Raw genomic sequence first — 15,870 nt, 5'->3', positions numbered from 1 at the left:
TTATTCCCCTTTACGAGACTCCGTCATTTGTTTCCATACAGAACCTTTTGCTTCTTCTCCGCCTTCAATACGCTCTAAAGCTAAACGCGCTTGCATCGCCACTTCAAACTCTGGATCATCTTCTGCTGCTTTTAGTGCCGGAATTGCACTTTCATCACCAAGTTCAAATAAGAACATTGCTGCACGCCAGCGTACTAATTTACTTGAATCTTTCAGAGATTTAATCATAACGAACATCGCTGCTGGATCACCTACGTCTGATAAGCAATCTCCTGCTGTACGGCGAACACTTACTGAACGATCTAATAGCGCTTTATATAATAACGGCAATACTCCATCACCTTTTACCATACCTAAATACGCTGTTGCTAAACGGCGGATTGAAATTTTCTCATCCTCTAATGCCATTTTCAATATCGGCATATCTTCTTCAGTAGGATCCATTTGTTCTAAAGCCGCAAAACGGTTTTTCCAGTCAGAATCTTTCATCATCTCTTCTGTTACTTTATATGGCTCACGCTTTTGAATCGTTACTTCAACAGCACCCGCTTGATTCAATAGTTCTTTAACCGTTTCATTTACACGTTCTTCTGAATAAGCAGCAACAATTTCTTCTACTACTTCTTTCCCGATTTCTTCAAAATTACCGTAACGTGTACTTTGCTCTACCCATTTGCGCTCTTTCACAACGTTAGGTGCAGACATTTGCACTTTCATAATAGATTCTTTAAAACGATCAGGTAAGCCTACACGCTCTTCCGTTGTTCCATCTGTTAACTTCACTTGCATCGGAATAGTAAAGAACATTTGAACAAACACTTTCACTTCTCCAAAATGAGAAAGTTGTTGTTCTGCGCTTTCTTCCACTATTTCTTCACCAAAAACGGCACGAACTTGTTGTAATAAAACTTTCCAGTCATACTTCGCATTTCGCTCCACTGCTAAAAAGTCTGCTACATGGTATACACCTTTAATGCCTTCAATTTTCAAAATTTCTTGCACTTGCATTGGTGCTTGTTCTTTATTTTCATTTGTATAATTATTACGCGCTCCTGATGGTAATACTTCATTTAAAATAACTTTCATTGTATTTGGACTTGGCGTCGGTTCAATTGCTTTAATCTTCACGTAAAAAACTCTCCTTTATTGCGTGTTCTTAGCTGTATTGTAACATGTTACCCCTTTATACTCCTACTCGGATGCTTAATTTTGCTGATTTCTTCCCATCATCATAATTTTTCATTCTTTCTCTTTCCACCTAATTAATCCGAAACTATAGTTAAAAGTCTAACATTATTGCGATGCACTCTCCCGCCTTCTCTCTAAAAATGTAATGCTCTCAATCACAACTTCAGTTCTATATATTCTCTTTCCTTGTTCATCATCGTAATTACTCGTATGAATACGCCCTGTAATCCCAACAAGTGAGCCCTTCGTACAATATTCTGTTACATTTTCAGCCGACCTTCGCCAAACAACACAATTAATAAAATCTACTTGTTGTTCACCTAAACTATTTCGAAAACCTCTATTCACCGCAACACATATCCGTGCATAAGCGACACCTTGTTTTGTGTAGTATAATTCTGGCTCCTTTGTCAATCTACCGATTAATACAACTCGATTCATCATAAGTTATACCACCTCACATATTTTTCTTCATTGTAAAGAAAAATGTTGGAAGGGTAAAAAGCACAAAATGATATGTTTGTAAGCAAAAATTATTACTTTATATCTTACAAATCAAAAAAAGAAACCCTACATAGTTTAAACATGTAAGGTCTCCAAAAATATTATACTTCACTGCAAGATATGTAATATCCTCCGCGAGCCATCTTTATTTCAGCGCGGTACATTACATTTTCTAAGTAAAAAGTAATCGGTTTAACTTTACTCTCAAATTTCAATTGTTCATTACATTCTGTCGCATATCCTTCAATAGCTGAACGAATGACTTCTGCTGACGGATATGTTAAAGCGTTATCTAGTTCTATGAAAAAACTTTTAGAAAATAGTTTTTTCATAATCCCTTTTTTCTCTTTCATATTCCTTCACCCTCTTCAGTTCAAGCTGATAACATCCATATTTTCAATATATCTTTGAAAATAAAAAATCCTGCACATTTCATGCAGGATTTTTTTATTAGTCATTTTTCGTAAAGTAAGAAACAAAACGAAGAATTTCCAAGTATAACCATACTAGAGTCATCATTAGACCCATTGCACTGTACCACTCCATATATTTTGGAGCTTCACTACGTGCACCACTTTCGATTAAATCGAAATCTAGTAATAAATTTAATGCAGCTACTACAATAACAACCGCACTAATGATAATACCGATAGTTCCGCCTTGGTGAATATATGGAACAGTTACACCGAACATGTTTAATAAGAATACGATTAAATACATAACCATAATTCCCATTGTAGCCGCAATTACACCCGTACGGAATTTATCAGTTACCTTTACAATGCGTGTTGCATACAACACCAACATTGCAAATAGAATTGAGATTGTTAGTAATACAGCGTTTAAAACGATAGAATCGCCAAACTTCATTGTATAAACCGCTGAAATACTTCCTAATACAACTCCCTCTACCGCTGCATAGATTGGTGCACCAATAGGTGATATGCGCGGGAAGAATATAGACGCAAATGCGACGATTGCCGCAATAACTAAAGCGCCAATTAATACTGGCATCTTCATCGTACCTTGCGTCATCTGTATGTATGAATAGACAGACGTTGCAAGCAGCAAGATAAGCATGATAAACGTTTTGCCTACTGTTCCGCCAATAGTCATCGCAGAAGCACTTGCTCCCTCTTTACGAAATGCGTCTTTTTTCAACATTGGATTAGATGTTCTCATTTTTTCCCTCCTAAAATAGGTTCTACCAATAGTGTAAAGTTTTTCTCTTTACTTTTCAATATATGCAGCTTGTTTTTATTTTAATCCTTCAACGATGTCTGATAGTTCACTCCATCTTTCCATCGTTTTTTCTAGCTCTTCTTCTGTTTTCTGCTGTGCTTCAGATAATTCTTGTGCCTTTGTGAAGTCAGATCCAACTTTCGAAAGTTCTTCTCCAATTGACTCAATTTTCTCTTCTAGCTCGGCAATAGTATCTTCAATCGTTTCCCATTCACGCTGCTCATTGTATGAAAGTTTACGTTTACGTTGTTGTTTTGGAGCTTCTTCTACTACTTTTTTCTCTTTTTGAACTTCCGCTTTCTCAATAAGTTCTTTCGTTTTTTCCATTTCTAAATAATCTGTATAACTACCTAAGAACTCTCGCACTTCGCCTCCGCCAGTAAAGATGAACAGTTCATCTACTACTTTATCTAAGAAGTAACGGTCATGCGATACAGTTAAAACGACACCTGGGAAATCTTCTAAATAATCTTCTAGTACTGTTAATGTTTGTGTATCTAGATCATTCGTAGGTTCATCAAGTAATAGTACGTTTGGTTCTCCCATTAAAATACGTAATAAATATAAACGTCTTCTTTCACCACCAGATAATTTACCAAGCGGTGTACCATGTGAATGCGTCGGGAATAAGAAACGTTCTAACATTTGAGATGCACCAATGACTTTTCCATCTGTTGTATGAATAACTTCTGCAATCTCTTTAATGTATTCAATCATACGCTGATTTAAATTCATCTCTTCATTTTCTTGCGTATAATAAGCAACTTTTACAGTTTGTCCTACTTCAACTTCTCCACTATCAGGAGATAACTTGCCTGCAAGCATATTTAATAGAGAAGATTTCCCGCTTCCATTCGCCCCAATAATTCCGATACGATCGCCTGGTTTCACAATATGATTAAAATTATGTAATACCGTCTTATCGCCAAATTTTTTCGTTACATCTTTTAACTCAAGTACTTTCTTTCCTAGACGACTTCCACTAAGTGCAATATCAACTGACTGTTTTGCAGCTGGTCCTTCTTGTCCCTTTAGCTCATCAAAACGCTGAATACGTGCCTTTTGTTTCGTAGAACGGGCTTTTGCACCACGACGAATCCATGCTAATTCACGACGATATAAATTTTGGCGTTTTGATTCTTGTGCCGATTCTTGCTCTTCACGAAGTGCTTTCGCTTCTAAAAATGTACTATAGTTTCCTTCGTAGCTATATAGTTTACCGTTATCTAATTCAAAAATACGGTTTGTCACACGATCTAAGAAATAACGATCATGGGTTACAAGTAATACCGCACCTGTATATCTTGCTAAATATTCTTCTAACCATTCAACTGTCTCATGGTCAAGATGGTTCGTAGGCTCGTCTAAAATTAATAGATCAGGTGTTTCAATAAAACATTGTGCCATTGCGATACGTTTTTTCTGTCCACCAGATAAATTTCCAACAGTTGCAGTGAAATCTGTAATTCCTAATTTTGTTAAAAGGGATTTCGCATTTGCATTTGCTTCCCATGCACTCATTGCATCCATACGTTGCTGCACTGCAAATAATTGTTCCTGTACTTTTTCATTACTTGGATCTTTTTCGATATTTAATAGTGCTTTTTCATAATCACGAAGAAGACGAATTAAAGGTGTATCACCATGGAATACTTGCTCTAATACTGTTAGTTTCTCATCAAATTCTGGTTGCTGTGATAAATAACTAATTGTATATCCGCGTGAATGCGTCATATCACCTGTATCAGGAGTTTCTAACCCTGCAATAATTTTTAATAATGTCGATTTACCAGTACCATTTACACCAATAATTCCGACACGTTGTCCTTCTGTAATACTACATGATAATCCATCAAATAACGGTTTTTCTCCGTATGATTTCGATAAGTTCTCCACAGTTAACATTTTCATATTTGTGCATTCCACTCTTTCATAAATTGTTCAATAAACTGTTCCATATAACGATGACGAACTTCAGCCTCTTTTTTTGCCGCGTTCGTATTCATTAAGTCTTTTAATTTTAAAAGTTTATCATAAAAATGATTTAAAGATGGATCGTTATTTTTTCTATACTCTTCTTTCGTCATTACTTCACGTGGCGGAATAGTAGGATCATACATTAATCTCCCTTTTGCTCCGCCATATGCAAATGTACGAGCTATTCCAATTGCACCAAGAGCATCTAAGCGATCCGCATCTTGAACAATTTTCCCTTCAAGTGACTCAACTGTGCCACCGTGACCACCCTTATAAGACATATTGGCAATGATATGAAGAACATGCTTACTTTCCTCTTCTTCAACATGTAACTCTTCTAACCAATCAGAAACTTTTTTCATTCCTGCTTCTTCACTATCATTTAACTTCTCATCTGCCACATCGTGAAGTAATGCTGCCATTTCAATTATAAAACGATTTCCTCCTTCTTGCTCGGATAAAGAAATCGCCAATTTATGTACGCGTTCAATATGATACCAATCATGCCCACTCGCATCTTTTTCTAAAATATGCTTTACGAAAGTTATTGTCTTTTTTATTTTTTCTTGTTTTATCATTTTATCTTCACCCAGTTACTTATTGTAACACGCCTACATTTTTTCATCACATATTTTCTTGTCCGCCCATACACTAGGTGGTAGGCATCATTATGAAGGAGGAATCAAAATGTTCTATAATAATCAACCACCTTATCCACAACAACCATTTTACCCTCAACAACAGGAACAAAGACACACAGAACAGTATGAGGAACAAGAGCTTCAACAGCAAGAACAACAATACGAACAAAATCCATACGCAACACCGCAAAATCAAGAAGCTGAATATCAACAAAATCCATATGACACACGTCCAAATTATGAATATCCTCAAAATCCATATGCATCACCACAAAATCAAGAACAACAATATCAGCAAAATCCATATGCAGCACCGCAACATCAAGAACATCAATATCAGCAAAATCCATATGTGACACCACAAAATCAGGAACAACAATATCAGCGAAATCCATATACAGCACCGCAACATCAAGAACATCAAGAACATCAAGAACATCAAGAACATCAAGAACATCAAGAACAACAAAATCCATATGTGACACCACAAAATCAGGAACAACAATATCAACAAAATCCATACGCAACTCAGCCTCAAATGTATCAACCAAACTATGATCCACGAGTTTCACCACCGGCACCACAAACGATTGATCCGACACAACCACAAATTTTACCACCTGGCCCAACACTTGATATTACCCAACCGCAAATCTTACCACCAGGACCTACATTTGATATTACACAGCCTCAAATTTTACCACCTGGACCTATCACAGAACCGACGCAACAACAAATCCAACAAGTTGTCGGTACACAGTTTTTACCTTTAAAGAAACCTGTACTAGATTTCGTAAAACCTTGGGTAGATTACGGTTTAAATGAAGCAAAACATACATCACACAAACATGCTTTAACAGAAGTTGCTGCGATTATGTTCTTAGTTGGTAAAGGATTTAATCCGACGATTGCACATTATATTGTGGAATCTTGGGAGAAGAATGAGCAGTTTTAGTATTTATTTAAAAAAACATAAAAACTTCAAAAATGCCAAATCCCTTATGTCACAAAGGATTTGGCATTTTTAAGTTTCTAGAAAAACCCGATAATTATAGGTAGAAATTAAAAGTCATGAATTCGGTACAATACTGTATCCAAGCCCAAGGAACTGTCAAATGAAATAACGTTTCTAACTTTTTGAAGTCTATTGACCTTTTCAAATCCCCTTATATTAGTGCTCGCTATTAAGACCTTTTCCTTCTAGGACCTACAATTAATTTGATTGCTGTTCTTTCTTGATTATCGATAGTAACCTCTTGAAACGCTGGAACAAGAACCAAGTCAATTCCACTTGGAGCGACAAAACCTCTTGCAATCGCAATCGCTTTAATCGCTTGATTTAAAGAACCAGCTCCAATTACTTGGATTTCTACATTGCCACTTGCTCTTAGTACACCCGCTATTGCACCTGCCACTGAATTCGGACTTGATTTTGAGGATACCTTTAATATATTTTCCATGTAAGTTGCTCCCTCTATTATTTAATCTCTCTTTTCTTACTGTTTGAAATATAACTAACGTATCTTTAACTACTATTCATACTAAATACAAACAATTCTGTATAATTACATTCATTCGATATTTTTTGCCTTCTTCCTGCACAACTACATAAATAAAAAGCGACGACTAAGTTAAAAACTTAATCATCGCTTTATCCATTTCTCTGTTTCACTAAAATGCTGTCCTTTAAATACTTCTCTTCTTTACTTTGGCGATATACTATCTTAAAGTTTAAATACTTCAACATTTTAAAACCTTGGATAGAGTTATCTGCTAAATATTCACCCTTTTTCTTCTCCAAAGTTCATTACATAGAATATTCTAACTCCATTTTTTTGAAAACTATATCTCCTCATTAGAGCACTTTATATTATGCCAGCTTTTTATCCCAAATCTATTACCTTATATATGGACAAGTATACACGCCAATTGCTTTTCGATTGCATAAACTACTATGCGTTATACATTTATTAATAATAGGAGGTAATATATTGGGTTCATACTATCATTCTTCAAGTTCATATAAAAGGTGTTCATGCCATCAATCTTCCAGTTCGTATAAAAAATGTTCATGCGACCATTCACATAAATCATCTAAGCCTGCTTACGGCACTTTTTGGCAAACTGAGTTTATCACGGTTCCTTTTGGCGGTTCTTTTCCGTTTAATCACGTTGGCCCTTTGGCAGGAGGAGTTTCCTTACTAAATCCGACTACTATACAATTTAGTAAAGCTGGTGATTATAGAATTTCTTTCATTTCAAGTATTAACACTACGTTAAATCCTGTATTTCCCCATATTCCAGTCATAACTATATTTTTAAATAACAATCCACTTGCTAATAGTCAAGGTGATTTCGCTTTTCAAATGAATACTTCATCAAATAACGAATGCCTTCAACTAGTTGGCGAAACTATTGTTACGGTACCTGCTAATTCAACTCTTCAACTTAGAAATAATAGTGGTTTCAATCATCAAAGTATTGTAACTTGTGATAATGGTATAAATTCAGTTGAATTAACAGTTACAAAACTAAGTTAATACTATTCCCTCACATTCAGATACTAATTTAGTATCTTTTTTTATTGCATAACGTTTTTTGATTCCTATCGTCCTCTTATACAACATAAACTTCCATTTCACTTTTCTATTCATTTACTAAATATGAAAAAGTGCCGAAATCCTTCTACCACAAGAATTCGGCACTTTTTTTATTAAAACCTATTCATTCTTTCCTACTTCTCCACATAAACCGACTTAACTATCGTACGATTATAAGGTTGTCCTTCCTTATTCATCCCTTTTATATCAATTGTCACGTTATATACACCCGGCTGTTCTATATTTTTCAAAGCACCTGTAAATGTATTTGTATTAATATTTTGCGATTCATTTGATTCAGAAACTAACTTTCCATCTTTATTAATTACTCTTACTGTTACTGAAAGATCGCCTTTCATTTCTGGAGCTACAGGTGATTTTTTGAGTTTATACTCTGCTTTATTTACTTTAACTTTTGCCGGCATTTGAAGGACGAACGGAGCATCTTTTTTGTAATCGGTTACGATTAAATATGCATCATTCGGTTGCTTCGCCATCATTTTAACTTGCCATTCTCCTGCTTCCATTTTATCAAATTTAAATGTTCTTATAGTCGCTCCTTTAAAGAAAGACTCGCCTTCACCAGTAGATACAGCACTATCTTTATTTGTATAAACTTTTCCTTTTGGAGAAATTAGTTGTATTTCTACATCCGAAGAAGCTGTTAAAACAGAAACTACCCCTTCTGCCTTTTTATCAACTGCGACAGTTTGTCCTACCCACTGATTTTGTGACAACTCTCCTCCTAAAATAGCTTGATTAGAAGTTGTGTTTAATTGTTCTACCTTTTCCTCTGAACTATTACTTGGGGCTAATAAAACCGGTACTGGTACATTCGCTGTCCGTAAATATGGTTCAATTCGTGCGAAAACAGCTGAACCTTTTCGTATATTATCATGATCAAACCGTGAATCTGTAAATAAATGTGTTCCATATGGTAACTTAGCACTCCATTCGTTCACTAACCCATCATTAGAACCGTATGATGACAAATACAACCCACCCATAGATAATGCTGAAAAAACAGGTCCCCAGCTTGTCCCAGTAGCCGTATAGTAACGGTTTAATTTAGCTGCAGGATTATTATCTATTGTAGAACGAAACTTTGCCATTTCACCTATTTGTAATGAATATGTCCCATCATCTTTTTGACCTAATATAGAGGCAAGCCACCCCGCCCACCAACTATATGATAAATCCGCTAAATTTGATCCGTAATGTGGAGTGGCAAGCGTAATAACATTTCCAACAAATCGATTCGCTCCATATCCAACTAACGCAGCTTGTGTATCGATACCACCTTTACTGTGAGCTACAATATTTACTTTTTTGCCAAAATGATTATAAATCTCTTCAAGCTTTTGTGCTAACAATTTTCCATTGTCCCATTGGCTAGCAGATCCTTTCCCCGCGGCATCATATAATTGAATAAATACAGTTTGATAGCCTGCTTTCAAAGCATAATCGTACATATCATTCATATCATGATATACTGTCTTTCCATACCAACTATCCGCATTACCATTTCTTCCTTGTACAAAGAGAATTGGTGATTTATTCTCATCATAATTAGCAGGTTTCTGACCTAAAAACCATTCTCCAGGAGTAAATACTTCTTGATTTGGAAAGCCAGTCTTAAGCTCTGTTACAACCTCTGCGTGTACATTTGTACTAACAACCATCGGACTCATAAAACAAAGTACAATAAGTAATACGATACACCTTTTCATAATCCCCATTAAAATCCCCCTTTTCCTCTTGAAAGAAAGCGCCATCATTACATTGAACACCAATTGTTTTAAATTCCAGTTAATCAATTACTTTTACGATACATTTGAATAAGAAATTAATAGCCACATTCCTTTCTTATCAAACGTTATTCTCTCAACATTCCTTCATTCCTTTTTGCAAGAATCGTTTTAAATATTTCTCAATAAAGCTTTCTCTTTACAAAAAAAGCTGCGTATAAAAGGTTTCTTTAATAACCTTTTATACGCAGCTTCTTTGTTTAAAACTCGATGATGTACTCATCATCATATTTATCGTACTGCAAACCAGCTCCTATTTTCAATTCTGTAACTTTATCTCTTAGAAATGGTGCATCTTCTATTTTACTAGTTGCAATTTCAATTCCGTATTTCTTTGTTAAATGCGCTAACTCTATTAAAAACCATTCTCTTCGCAACGTGACTGGAATATCATACGTCCGTCTTTTCATATATACTAGCACCTCATATTTTTTCATTATTAAAAAAGTACCACTTCTACTTTCGATACACTTTTTAAAACTATCGTTTCTCATCAAAGGCCAATGAAACATTATAGTATATGCATGTCTGTTTTAAACGTGCTATGGCAAAAATAATATTAAAAAACTGAAAACAGCTCATTTAGTTTACATAAAAAAATTATGTAATAGTAAAAGGATAAGGCTTGTCCCCCATCCTTTTACTATCAAAAGCTAGATTAAGAACATCTTGGTACACCTAAAGCTAAGAATAAACCTGCTACTCCTGCTGTAATTGGCACTTTCAACGTAATAACATCATCTACTTTTGTTACTAAAAAGTAAGCATTCCCTTCTTGTAACACGCAATTCACTAATAATTGAAATTCCATTCAAATCTCCTCCTTTCAATCGATATACTATAATTTATGAAATCTCTTTCAAAAAGTAATAGTAAATATATCTATTTTTCCTTATATACAAAATAAATGTTTATATGTCCATTAAAAATAGTAATTTTCTAAATTAATATAAAACGTGTAATATCCAATAAATTCCTATATAATCTATAGAGAAAATCTTACAAATGGAGGTATAAAAATGGCGATTTTGAGTAATATTGGTGCAGTTTTATTTTTTATAGCTTTTATTCTTTTAATACTATGTATTATTTCATTCTTTAAGAAAACTGGAAAAACAAAACAATATGGTCGTCCTACTGTTATTCTTTTTATGATTTCAATTCTCTTAATAGGAATGGGCACTACAAAATCTGAACACCCAGTCATCGATTTTTTTGCTACTTTAAGTTTAATTTTATTTATTTTTTTCCTTGTTCTAGCAATCTTATCCGTAATTAAAAAGACAGGTGTAGCAAAAAAACAATTTATTATCACAGCTATTTTATTTGTCATTTTTGTTGCGCTATCAGGTATTTCAAGTCCTTCTTCTGAAAAAACGACAGCAACGAATAAACAAGTTGCTTCTAATAGTGAAGAGAAAAAAGATGACGAAAAGAAAAAGGAATTAGAAAAGAAAGAATCGGACGAAAAAACTCGTAAGCAAGAAGATGAGAAACGCCAAGCTGAGGAACTAGCTCGTAAGCAAGAAGATGAGAAACGTCAAGCTGAGGAACTAGCTCGTAAGCAAGAGGATGAGAAACGCCAAGCTGAAGAACAAGCCCGTAAACAACAAGAAGAGCAACAGCGTCAAGCTGAAGAACAGGCCCGTAAACAACTAGAAGAACAACAACGCCAAGCTGCTGAGCAAGCTCGTAAACAACAAGAAGAACAACAACGCCAAGCCGCTGAGCAAGCTCGTAAACAGCAAGAAGAGCAACAACGTCAAGCCGCTGAGCAAGCCCGCAAACAACAAGAAGAGCAACAACGTCAAGCCGCTGAACAAGCTCGCGTACAACAGGAACAACAAAAAGCACAGCAAACTCAAACAAAACCTGCTTCAGGAAATACAAGTAACGCATATTACAAAAATTGTGATGCAGTTAGAGCTGCTGGGAAAGCTCCTTTATATAGAGACCAACCAGGTTATAGCTCTAAACTTGATCGTGATGGCGATGGAGTTGCATGTGAAAAATAGTAGTAAAAAAGAAGCTTCTAGTAAGCTTCTTTTTTTATTATCAGAAACTATTGCGACGAATGCCCCTCCTCTTCCTTTTATAAAACTCATTTTATTATTCTCAAATCAGACACATAAAAAGTGATTTCAATCACCACATTATTTTTCATTTATCGCTATTCTTAATTTAGATATTACATTTAAACTTTATGGAGGCATTCATATGGAACATACATTTACTGAAACTTCAATTGTTGGTGAGATTGTTACACAATTCCCAAAAGCTAGTGATCTTTTTAAATCATATAGAATAGATTTTTGCTGTGGTGGTAATAGACCACTGATTGATGCAATTAATGAAAGAAATTTATCGGCTTCTGAGGTAATTACAGAGTTAAATACGCTTTATCATAATACGAAACTATTAAATGAATCTGAAATTGATTGGAAAAATGCTTCTTATCGCGAATTGATTGATTATGTAATTAATAAGCATCATCGCTATTTAAATGAAGAGTTGCCACAGCTAAGTCCATATGTGACGAAAGTGTTACGTGTTCATGGAGCAAATCAACCTCATTTAGCTCAAATCCATAAGCTATTTCATGAACTTAAAATGGAATTAGAACAGCATTTAATTAAAGAAGAAACGGAAGATTTCCCATTAATTTTAGAATTTGAACAAAATCCAACTGATGAAAACTATGAAAAGTTACGCAAAGTAGTAGATGAGTTGGAAAATGAACATAGCCACGCCGGAAATATTATAAAAGAACTTCGTAAGGTGACAAATGACTTTACTCCACCAGAAGGAGCTTGCGGCACTTATCGCCTTGTTTACCAGCGCCTTGAAGCCATTGAATCTGATTTATTTGAGCATATTCATTTAGAAAATAATATTTTATTTCCACGTGCAATTACAAAAGCATAAATAAAGTGCAGGACATGAGTATAAATGCTCATGTCCTGCTTTTTTATTGTATGGAATATATTTATACTTCCCCTCCCCCTCTACCCATATTCCCTTTCGCTTCTCCCTTCACATAAATCCGAATTTTAACAATTTGTGAATCATTATAAAAGTGTGATAAATATCACATCTTCCCCTTTTTTGATTTTCTATAATGAAAATATAATAATTTGTTCAGCATTTCACATAGAAAGGGAAATGAATATGAAAAAACGTTTAGTTATGATCGGAAATGGTATGGCTGGAATACGCTGTATGGAAGAAATATTAAAACATGATAGTGATTCATATGAGATTACTATTTTTGGAGATGAACCACATCCAAACTACAATCGCATTATGCTCTCTCATGTTCTACAAGGCAAAACAAATATGCAAGATATCATTATGAACGAATATAGTTGGTACGAAGAAAACGAAATAACTTTAAATACAAACGAGAGAGTTCAAAGTATTAACCGCGAGGAAAAAGTCATTGTCACAGAAAAAAATCGTACTCTTACATACGACAAACTCATTGTCGCAACAGGTTCTAGTGCTTTTATTTTACCAGTTGAAGGTTCCACCCTTCCTGGTGTAACAGGATTTCGAACAATTGAAGATACACAATTTATGATGGATACCGCTAAAGAAAAGAAAAAGGCCGTTGTCATTGGTGGTGGATTACTCGGTTTAGAAGCCGCAAGAGGTCTTATTGACTTAGGAATGGACGTACATGTTGTTCATTTAATGCCTAGCTTAATGGAGCAACAACTAGATACGAAAGCTGCTTCCCTATTGCGTGAAGATTTAGAAGCGCAAGGCATGAAGTTTCTAATGGAAAAGAAAACTGTAAAGATTCTTGGTACAGATCATGTTGAGGGCATTCAATTTGAAGATGGTGAAGTTGTAGATTGTAATTTAATCGTAATGGCTGTCGGAATACGTCCGAATACGCAAATAGCAAAAGATGCTAGTTTACTTGTAAATCGCGGCATTGTAGTCAACGACTATATGCAAACAAATGATGAATCCATTTATGCAGTTGGGGAATGTGCAGAACATGGCGGTATCGCATACGGTCTAGTTGCCCCTCTTTATGAACAAGGGGCAATATTAGCGAAACATATAACGAATTTACAAACGAATGGATATACGGGCAGTATCGTCGGTACACAATTAAAAGTTGCAGGTTGTGATTTATTCTCTGCTGGCCAAATATATGAAGATGATCAGACGAAAGCAATATCAATCTTTGATGAATGTAAACGTTCCTATAAAAAAGTATTAATTCGTGACAATAAAGTCGTTGGTATCGTTTTATATGGTGATACAGCTGACGGTACACGCCTCTTTAGCATGTTAAAGAAAGAAGAAGATATACAAGAATATACAGCCGCTTCCCTTCTTCACAAAGCTGGTGAAGAAAGTGAACTTGACGTTGCTACAATGAGTGCGGATGACACAATTTGTGGATGTAATGGCGTTACGAAAGGTACAATTGTTCATGCCATTTTAGAGCAAGAGTTAACTACTTTTGAAGAAGTTAAAGGATGCACGAAAGCCGCAGGGTCTTGTGGTAAATGTCGTCCACTTGTGGAACAAGTTCTAGCTCATACACTCGGAGATGCTTTTGATGCCTCTGCACAATCTGCTGGTATGTGCGGATGCACAACTTTATCACGTGATGAAGTCGTAGCGGCCATTCACGAGAAAGGTTTAAAATCTCCAAAAGAAGTACGAAATGTTCTTGGTTTTGCCCATGAAGATGGCTGTTCAAAATGTCGTCCTGCTTTAAACTACTATTTACGTATGGCGATTCCAGAAGAATATGCAGACGATAAATCGTCACGTTACGTTAATGAAAGAATGAATGGTAACATCCAGCATGATGGTACATTTTCTGTTATTCCACGTATGTACGGAGGCGTTACAACGGCAGATGATTTAATGAAAATTGCTGAAGTCGCAAAAAAATATGACGTTCCTCTCGTGAAAATTACAGGTGCGAGCCGAATCGGCTTATATGGTGTTAAGAAACAAGATTTACCTAACGTATGGGCTGACTTACATATGACTTCTGGATATGCGTATTCAAAATCGCTTCGTAATGTAAAATCATGTGTCAGTTCTCGCTTCTGTCGTTTCGGTACGAAAGATTCACTAGGACTTGGTATGCTCCTTGAACAGTCATTAGAAATGGTAGATACACCCCATAAAATGAAGATGGGTGTAACGGGCTGTCCGCGTAACTGTGCGGAAGTACTGACGAAAGATTTTGGCGTTGTTTGTGTTGAAAATGGATTCCAACTTTATATCGGCGGAAATGGTGGTACAGAAGTACGCGAAGCTGATTTTGTAATGATCGTCCCTACTGAAGAAGATGTCCTTCGCATCGCTACAGCTTACATGCAATATTATCGTGAAACTGGTATTTACGGGGAACGTACTGCTTACTGGACAGAACGACTAGGCTTCGATCACATAAAAGAAATACTACAAGATACAAGTAAGGTCACGATGTTAAATGAGCGTTTCCAAACAGCTCGTAGCACATATACGGAAGCTTGGGGACAAGCACTAGAAACGAAGTCTTTAAAAGCGATGTATGAAGTAGAAACTGTGAAATAAGGAGCTGTGATCTATATGATACAAACGAAAGAAAAAATAAGAGTTATGCGTGCGGAAGACCTTCCTATTCAAATCGGTAAAGAGGTGCAAATAAAAGGTATGTCTATCGCCCTATTCCGCCTTTCAAATGGCGATATTCGAGCTGTAGAAAATCGTTGTCCTCATAAAAACGGACCGTTAGCAGAAGGAATTGTATCTGGAGAATTCGTCTTTTGTCCACTACATGATTGGAAAATTTCATTACTAACAGGTGAAGTTCAAAAACCTGATGACGGCTGTATTCAAACGTATGAAGTAGAAGTTATTGATGGTGACATTTATATATACATGTAATTT

General features: G+C 35.5%; 16 protein-coding genes. 6 read left to right on the top strand and 10 right to left on the bottom strand.

Features of this window, described 5'->3' with window-relative positions; translation table 11 throughout:
• The 6 genes from BAU23_RS08020 to BAU23_RS07995 form a co-directional block, all read right to left on the bottom strand.
• A complete protein-coding gene (locus BAU23_RS08020; RefSeq protein ID WP_071734005.1) occupies positions 1 to 1,128 on the bottom strand; it encodes a conserved virulence factor C family protein in 1,128 nt (375 codons plus the stop codon).
• 165 nt (positions 1,129 to 1,293) lie between these two features.
• Complete coding sequence (locus BAU23_RS08015) at positions 1,294 to 1,632, bottom strand: single-stranded DNA-binding protein (protein WP_000982022.1); 339 nt, start codon at positions 1,630 to 1,632, stop codon at positions 1,294 to 1,296.
• A 161-nt stretch (positions 1,633 to 1,793) separates the two neighbouring features.
• Complete coding sequence (locus BAU23_RS08010; protein ID WP_000660072.1) at positions 1,794 to 2,045, bottom strand: DUF4318 domain-containing protein; 252 nt, start codon at positions 2,043 to 2,045, stop codon at positions 1,794 to 1,796.
• 97 nt (positions 2,046 to 2,142) lie between these two features.
• The gene (locus BAU23_RS08005; RefSeq protein ID WP_001260634.1) at positions 2,143 to 2,874 is read right to left on the bottom strand and encodes a Bax inhibitor-1/YccA family protein; all 732 of its coding nucleotides are present in this window, start codon (positions 2,872 to 2,874) and stop codon (positions 2,143 to 2,145) included.
• Between the two features lie 75 nt (positions 2,875 to 2,949).
• Complete coding sequence (locus BAU23_RS08000; protein WP_000783175.1) at positions 2,950 to 4,845, bottom strand: ABC-F family ATP-binding cassette domain-containing protein; 1,896 nt, start codon at positions 4,843 to 4,845, stop codon at positions 2,950 to 2,952.
• Entirely contained in the window at positions 4,842 to 5,489 is a 648-nt protein-coding gene (locus BAU23_RS07995; protein WP_071734003.1) for an HD domain-containing protein, read from the bottom strand. The genes BAU23_RS08000 and BAU23_RS07995 overlap by 4 nt, the downstream gene beginning before the upstream one ends.
• A 109-nt stretch (positions 5,490 to 5,598) precedes the next feature.
• Between BAU23_RS07995 and BAU23_RS07990 the strand changes: the two genes are divergently transcribed.
• Positions 5,599 to 6,507, top strand: a complete 909-nt coding sequence (locus BAU23_RS07990; RefSeq protein ID WP_071734001.1) for a hypothetical protein — start codon at positions 5,599 to 5,601, stop codon at positions 6,505 to 6,507.
• A gap of 229 nt (positions 6,508 to 6,736) precedes the next feature.
• Here the strand turns inward: BAU23_RS07990 and BAU23_RS07985 are convergent, their stop codons facing one another.
• Positions 6,737 to 7,012 (bottom strand): stage V sporulation protein S, encoded by a 276-nt coding sequence (locus BAU23_RS07985; protein WP_000427797.1) that lies wholly within the window; start codon positions 7,010 to 7,012, stop codon positions 6,737 to 6,739.
• A 531-nt stretch (positions 7,013 to 7,543) separates the two neighbouring features.
• Here BAU23_RS07985 and BAU23_RS07980 point away from each other — a divergent pair.
• Entirely contained in the window at positions 7,544 to 8,092 is a 549-nt protein-coding gene (locus BAU23_RS07980; RefSeq protein WP_071733999.1) for a preprotein translocase, read from the top strand.
• 194 nt (positions 8,093 to 8,286) lie between these two features.
• Here BAU23_RS07980 and BAU23_RS07975 read toward each other — a convergent pair whose 3' ends face one another.
• From BAU23_RS07975 to exsG, 3 genes are all read right to left on the bottom strand, one after another.
• Positions 8,287 to 9,891, bottom strand: coding sequence for a lipase family alpha/beta hydrolase (locus BAU23_RS07975; RefSeq protein WP_000512305.1), 1,605 nt, complete (start codon positions 9,889 to 9,891; stop codon positions 8,287 to 8,289).
• Between the two features lie 269 nt (positions 9,892 to 10,160).
• A complete protein-coding gene (locus tag BAU23_RS07970) occupies positions 10,161 to 10,370 on the bottom strand; it encodes a hypothetical protein (protein ID WP_071734037.1) in 210 nt (69 codons plus the stop codon).
• 248 nt (positions 10,371 to 10,618) lie between these two features.
• Positions 10,619 to 10,771, bottom strand: coding sequence for an exosporium protein ExsG (gene exsG, locus BAU23_RS07965; protein ID WP_000395676.1), 153 nt, complete (start codon positions 10,769 to 10,771; stop codon positions 10,619 to 10,621).
• A 208-nt stretch (positions 10,772 to 10,979) separates the two neighbouring features.
• On the opposite strand from exsG, the gene BAU23_RS07960 reads away from it, so the two are divergent.
• From BAU23_RS07960 to nirD, 4 genes are all read left to right on the top strand, one after another.
• Positions 10,980 to 11,975: an excalibur calcium-binding domain-containing protein gene (locus BAU23_RS07960; RefSeq protein ID WP_071733998.1), complete on the top strand. Its 996-nt coding sequence runs from the start codon at positions 10,980 to 10,982 to the stop codon at positions 11,973 to 11,975.
• Between the two features lie 202 nt (positions 11,976 to 12,177).
• Positions 12,178 to 12,885, top strand: a complete 708-nt coding sequence (gene ric / locus BAU23_RS07955) for an iron-sulfur cluster repair di-iron protein (RefSeq protein ID WP_000401370.1) — start codon at positions 12,178 to 12,180, stop codon at positions 12,883 to 12,885.
• Between the two features lie 243 nt (positions 12,886 to 13,128).
• Positions 13,129 to 15,534 (top strand): NADPH-nitrite reductase large subunit, encoded by a 2,406-nt coding sequence (nirB, locus tag BAU23_RS07950; RefSeq protein ID WP_071733996.1) that lies wholly within the window; start codon positions 13,129 to 13,131, stop codon positions 15,532 to 15,534.
• 15 nt (positions 15,535 to 15,549) lie between these two features.
• Complete coding sequence (nirD, locus tag BAU23_RS07945) at positions 15,550 to 15,867, top strand: nitrite reductase small subunit NirD (RefSeq protein WP_000616698.1); 318 nt, start codon at positions 15,550 to 15,552, stop codon at positions 15,865 to 15,867.
• The last annotated feature ends 3 nt before the right edge of the window (positions 15,868 to 15,870 follow it).

Source organism: Bacillus nitratireducens, assembly GCF_001884135.1.
Classification (GTDB): Bacteria; Bacillota; Bacilli; order Bacillales; family Bacillaceae_G; genus Bacillus_A; species Bacillus_A nitratireducens.
The sequence above is the reverse complement of the archived record's forward strand: the minus strand, read 5'-3'. Positions and strand labels throughout refer to the sequence as shown.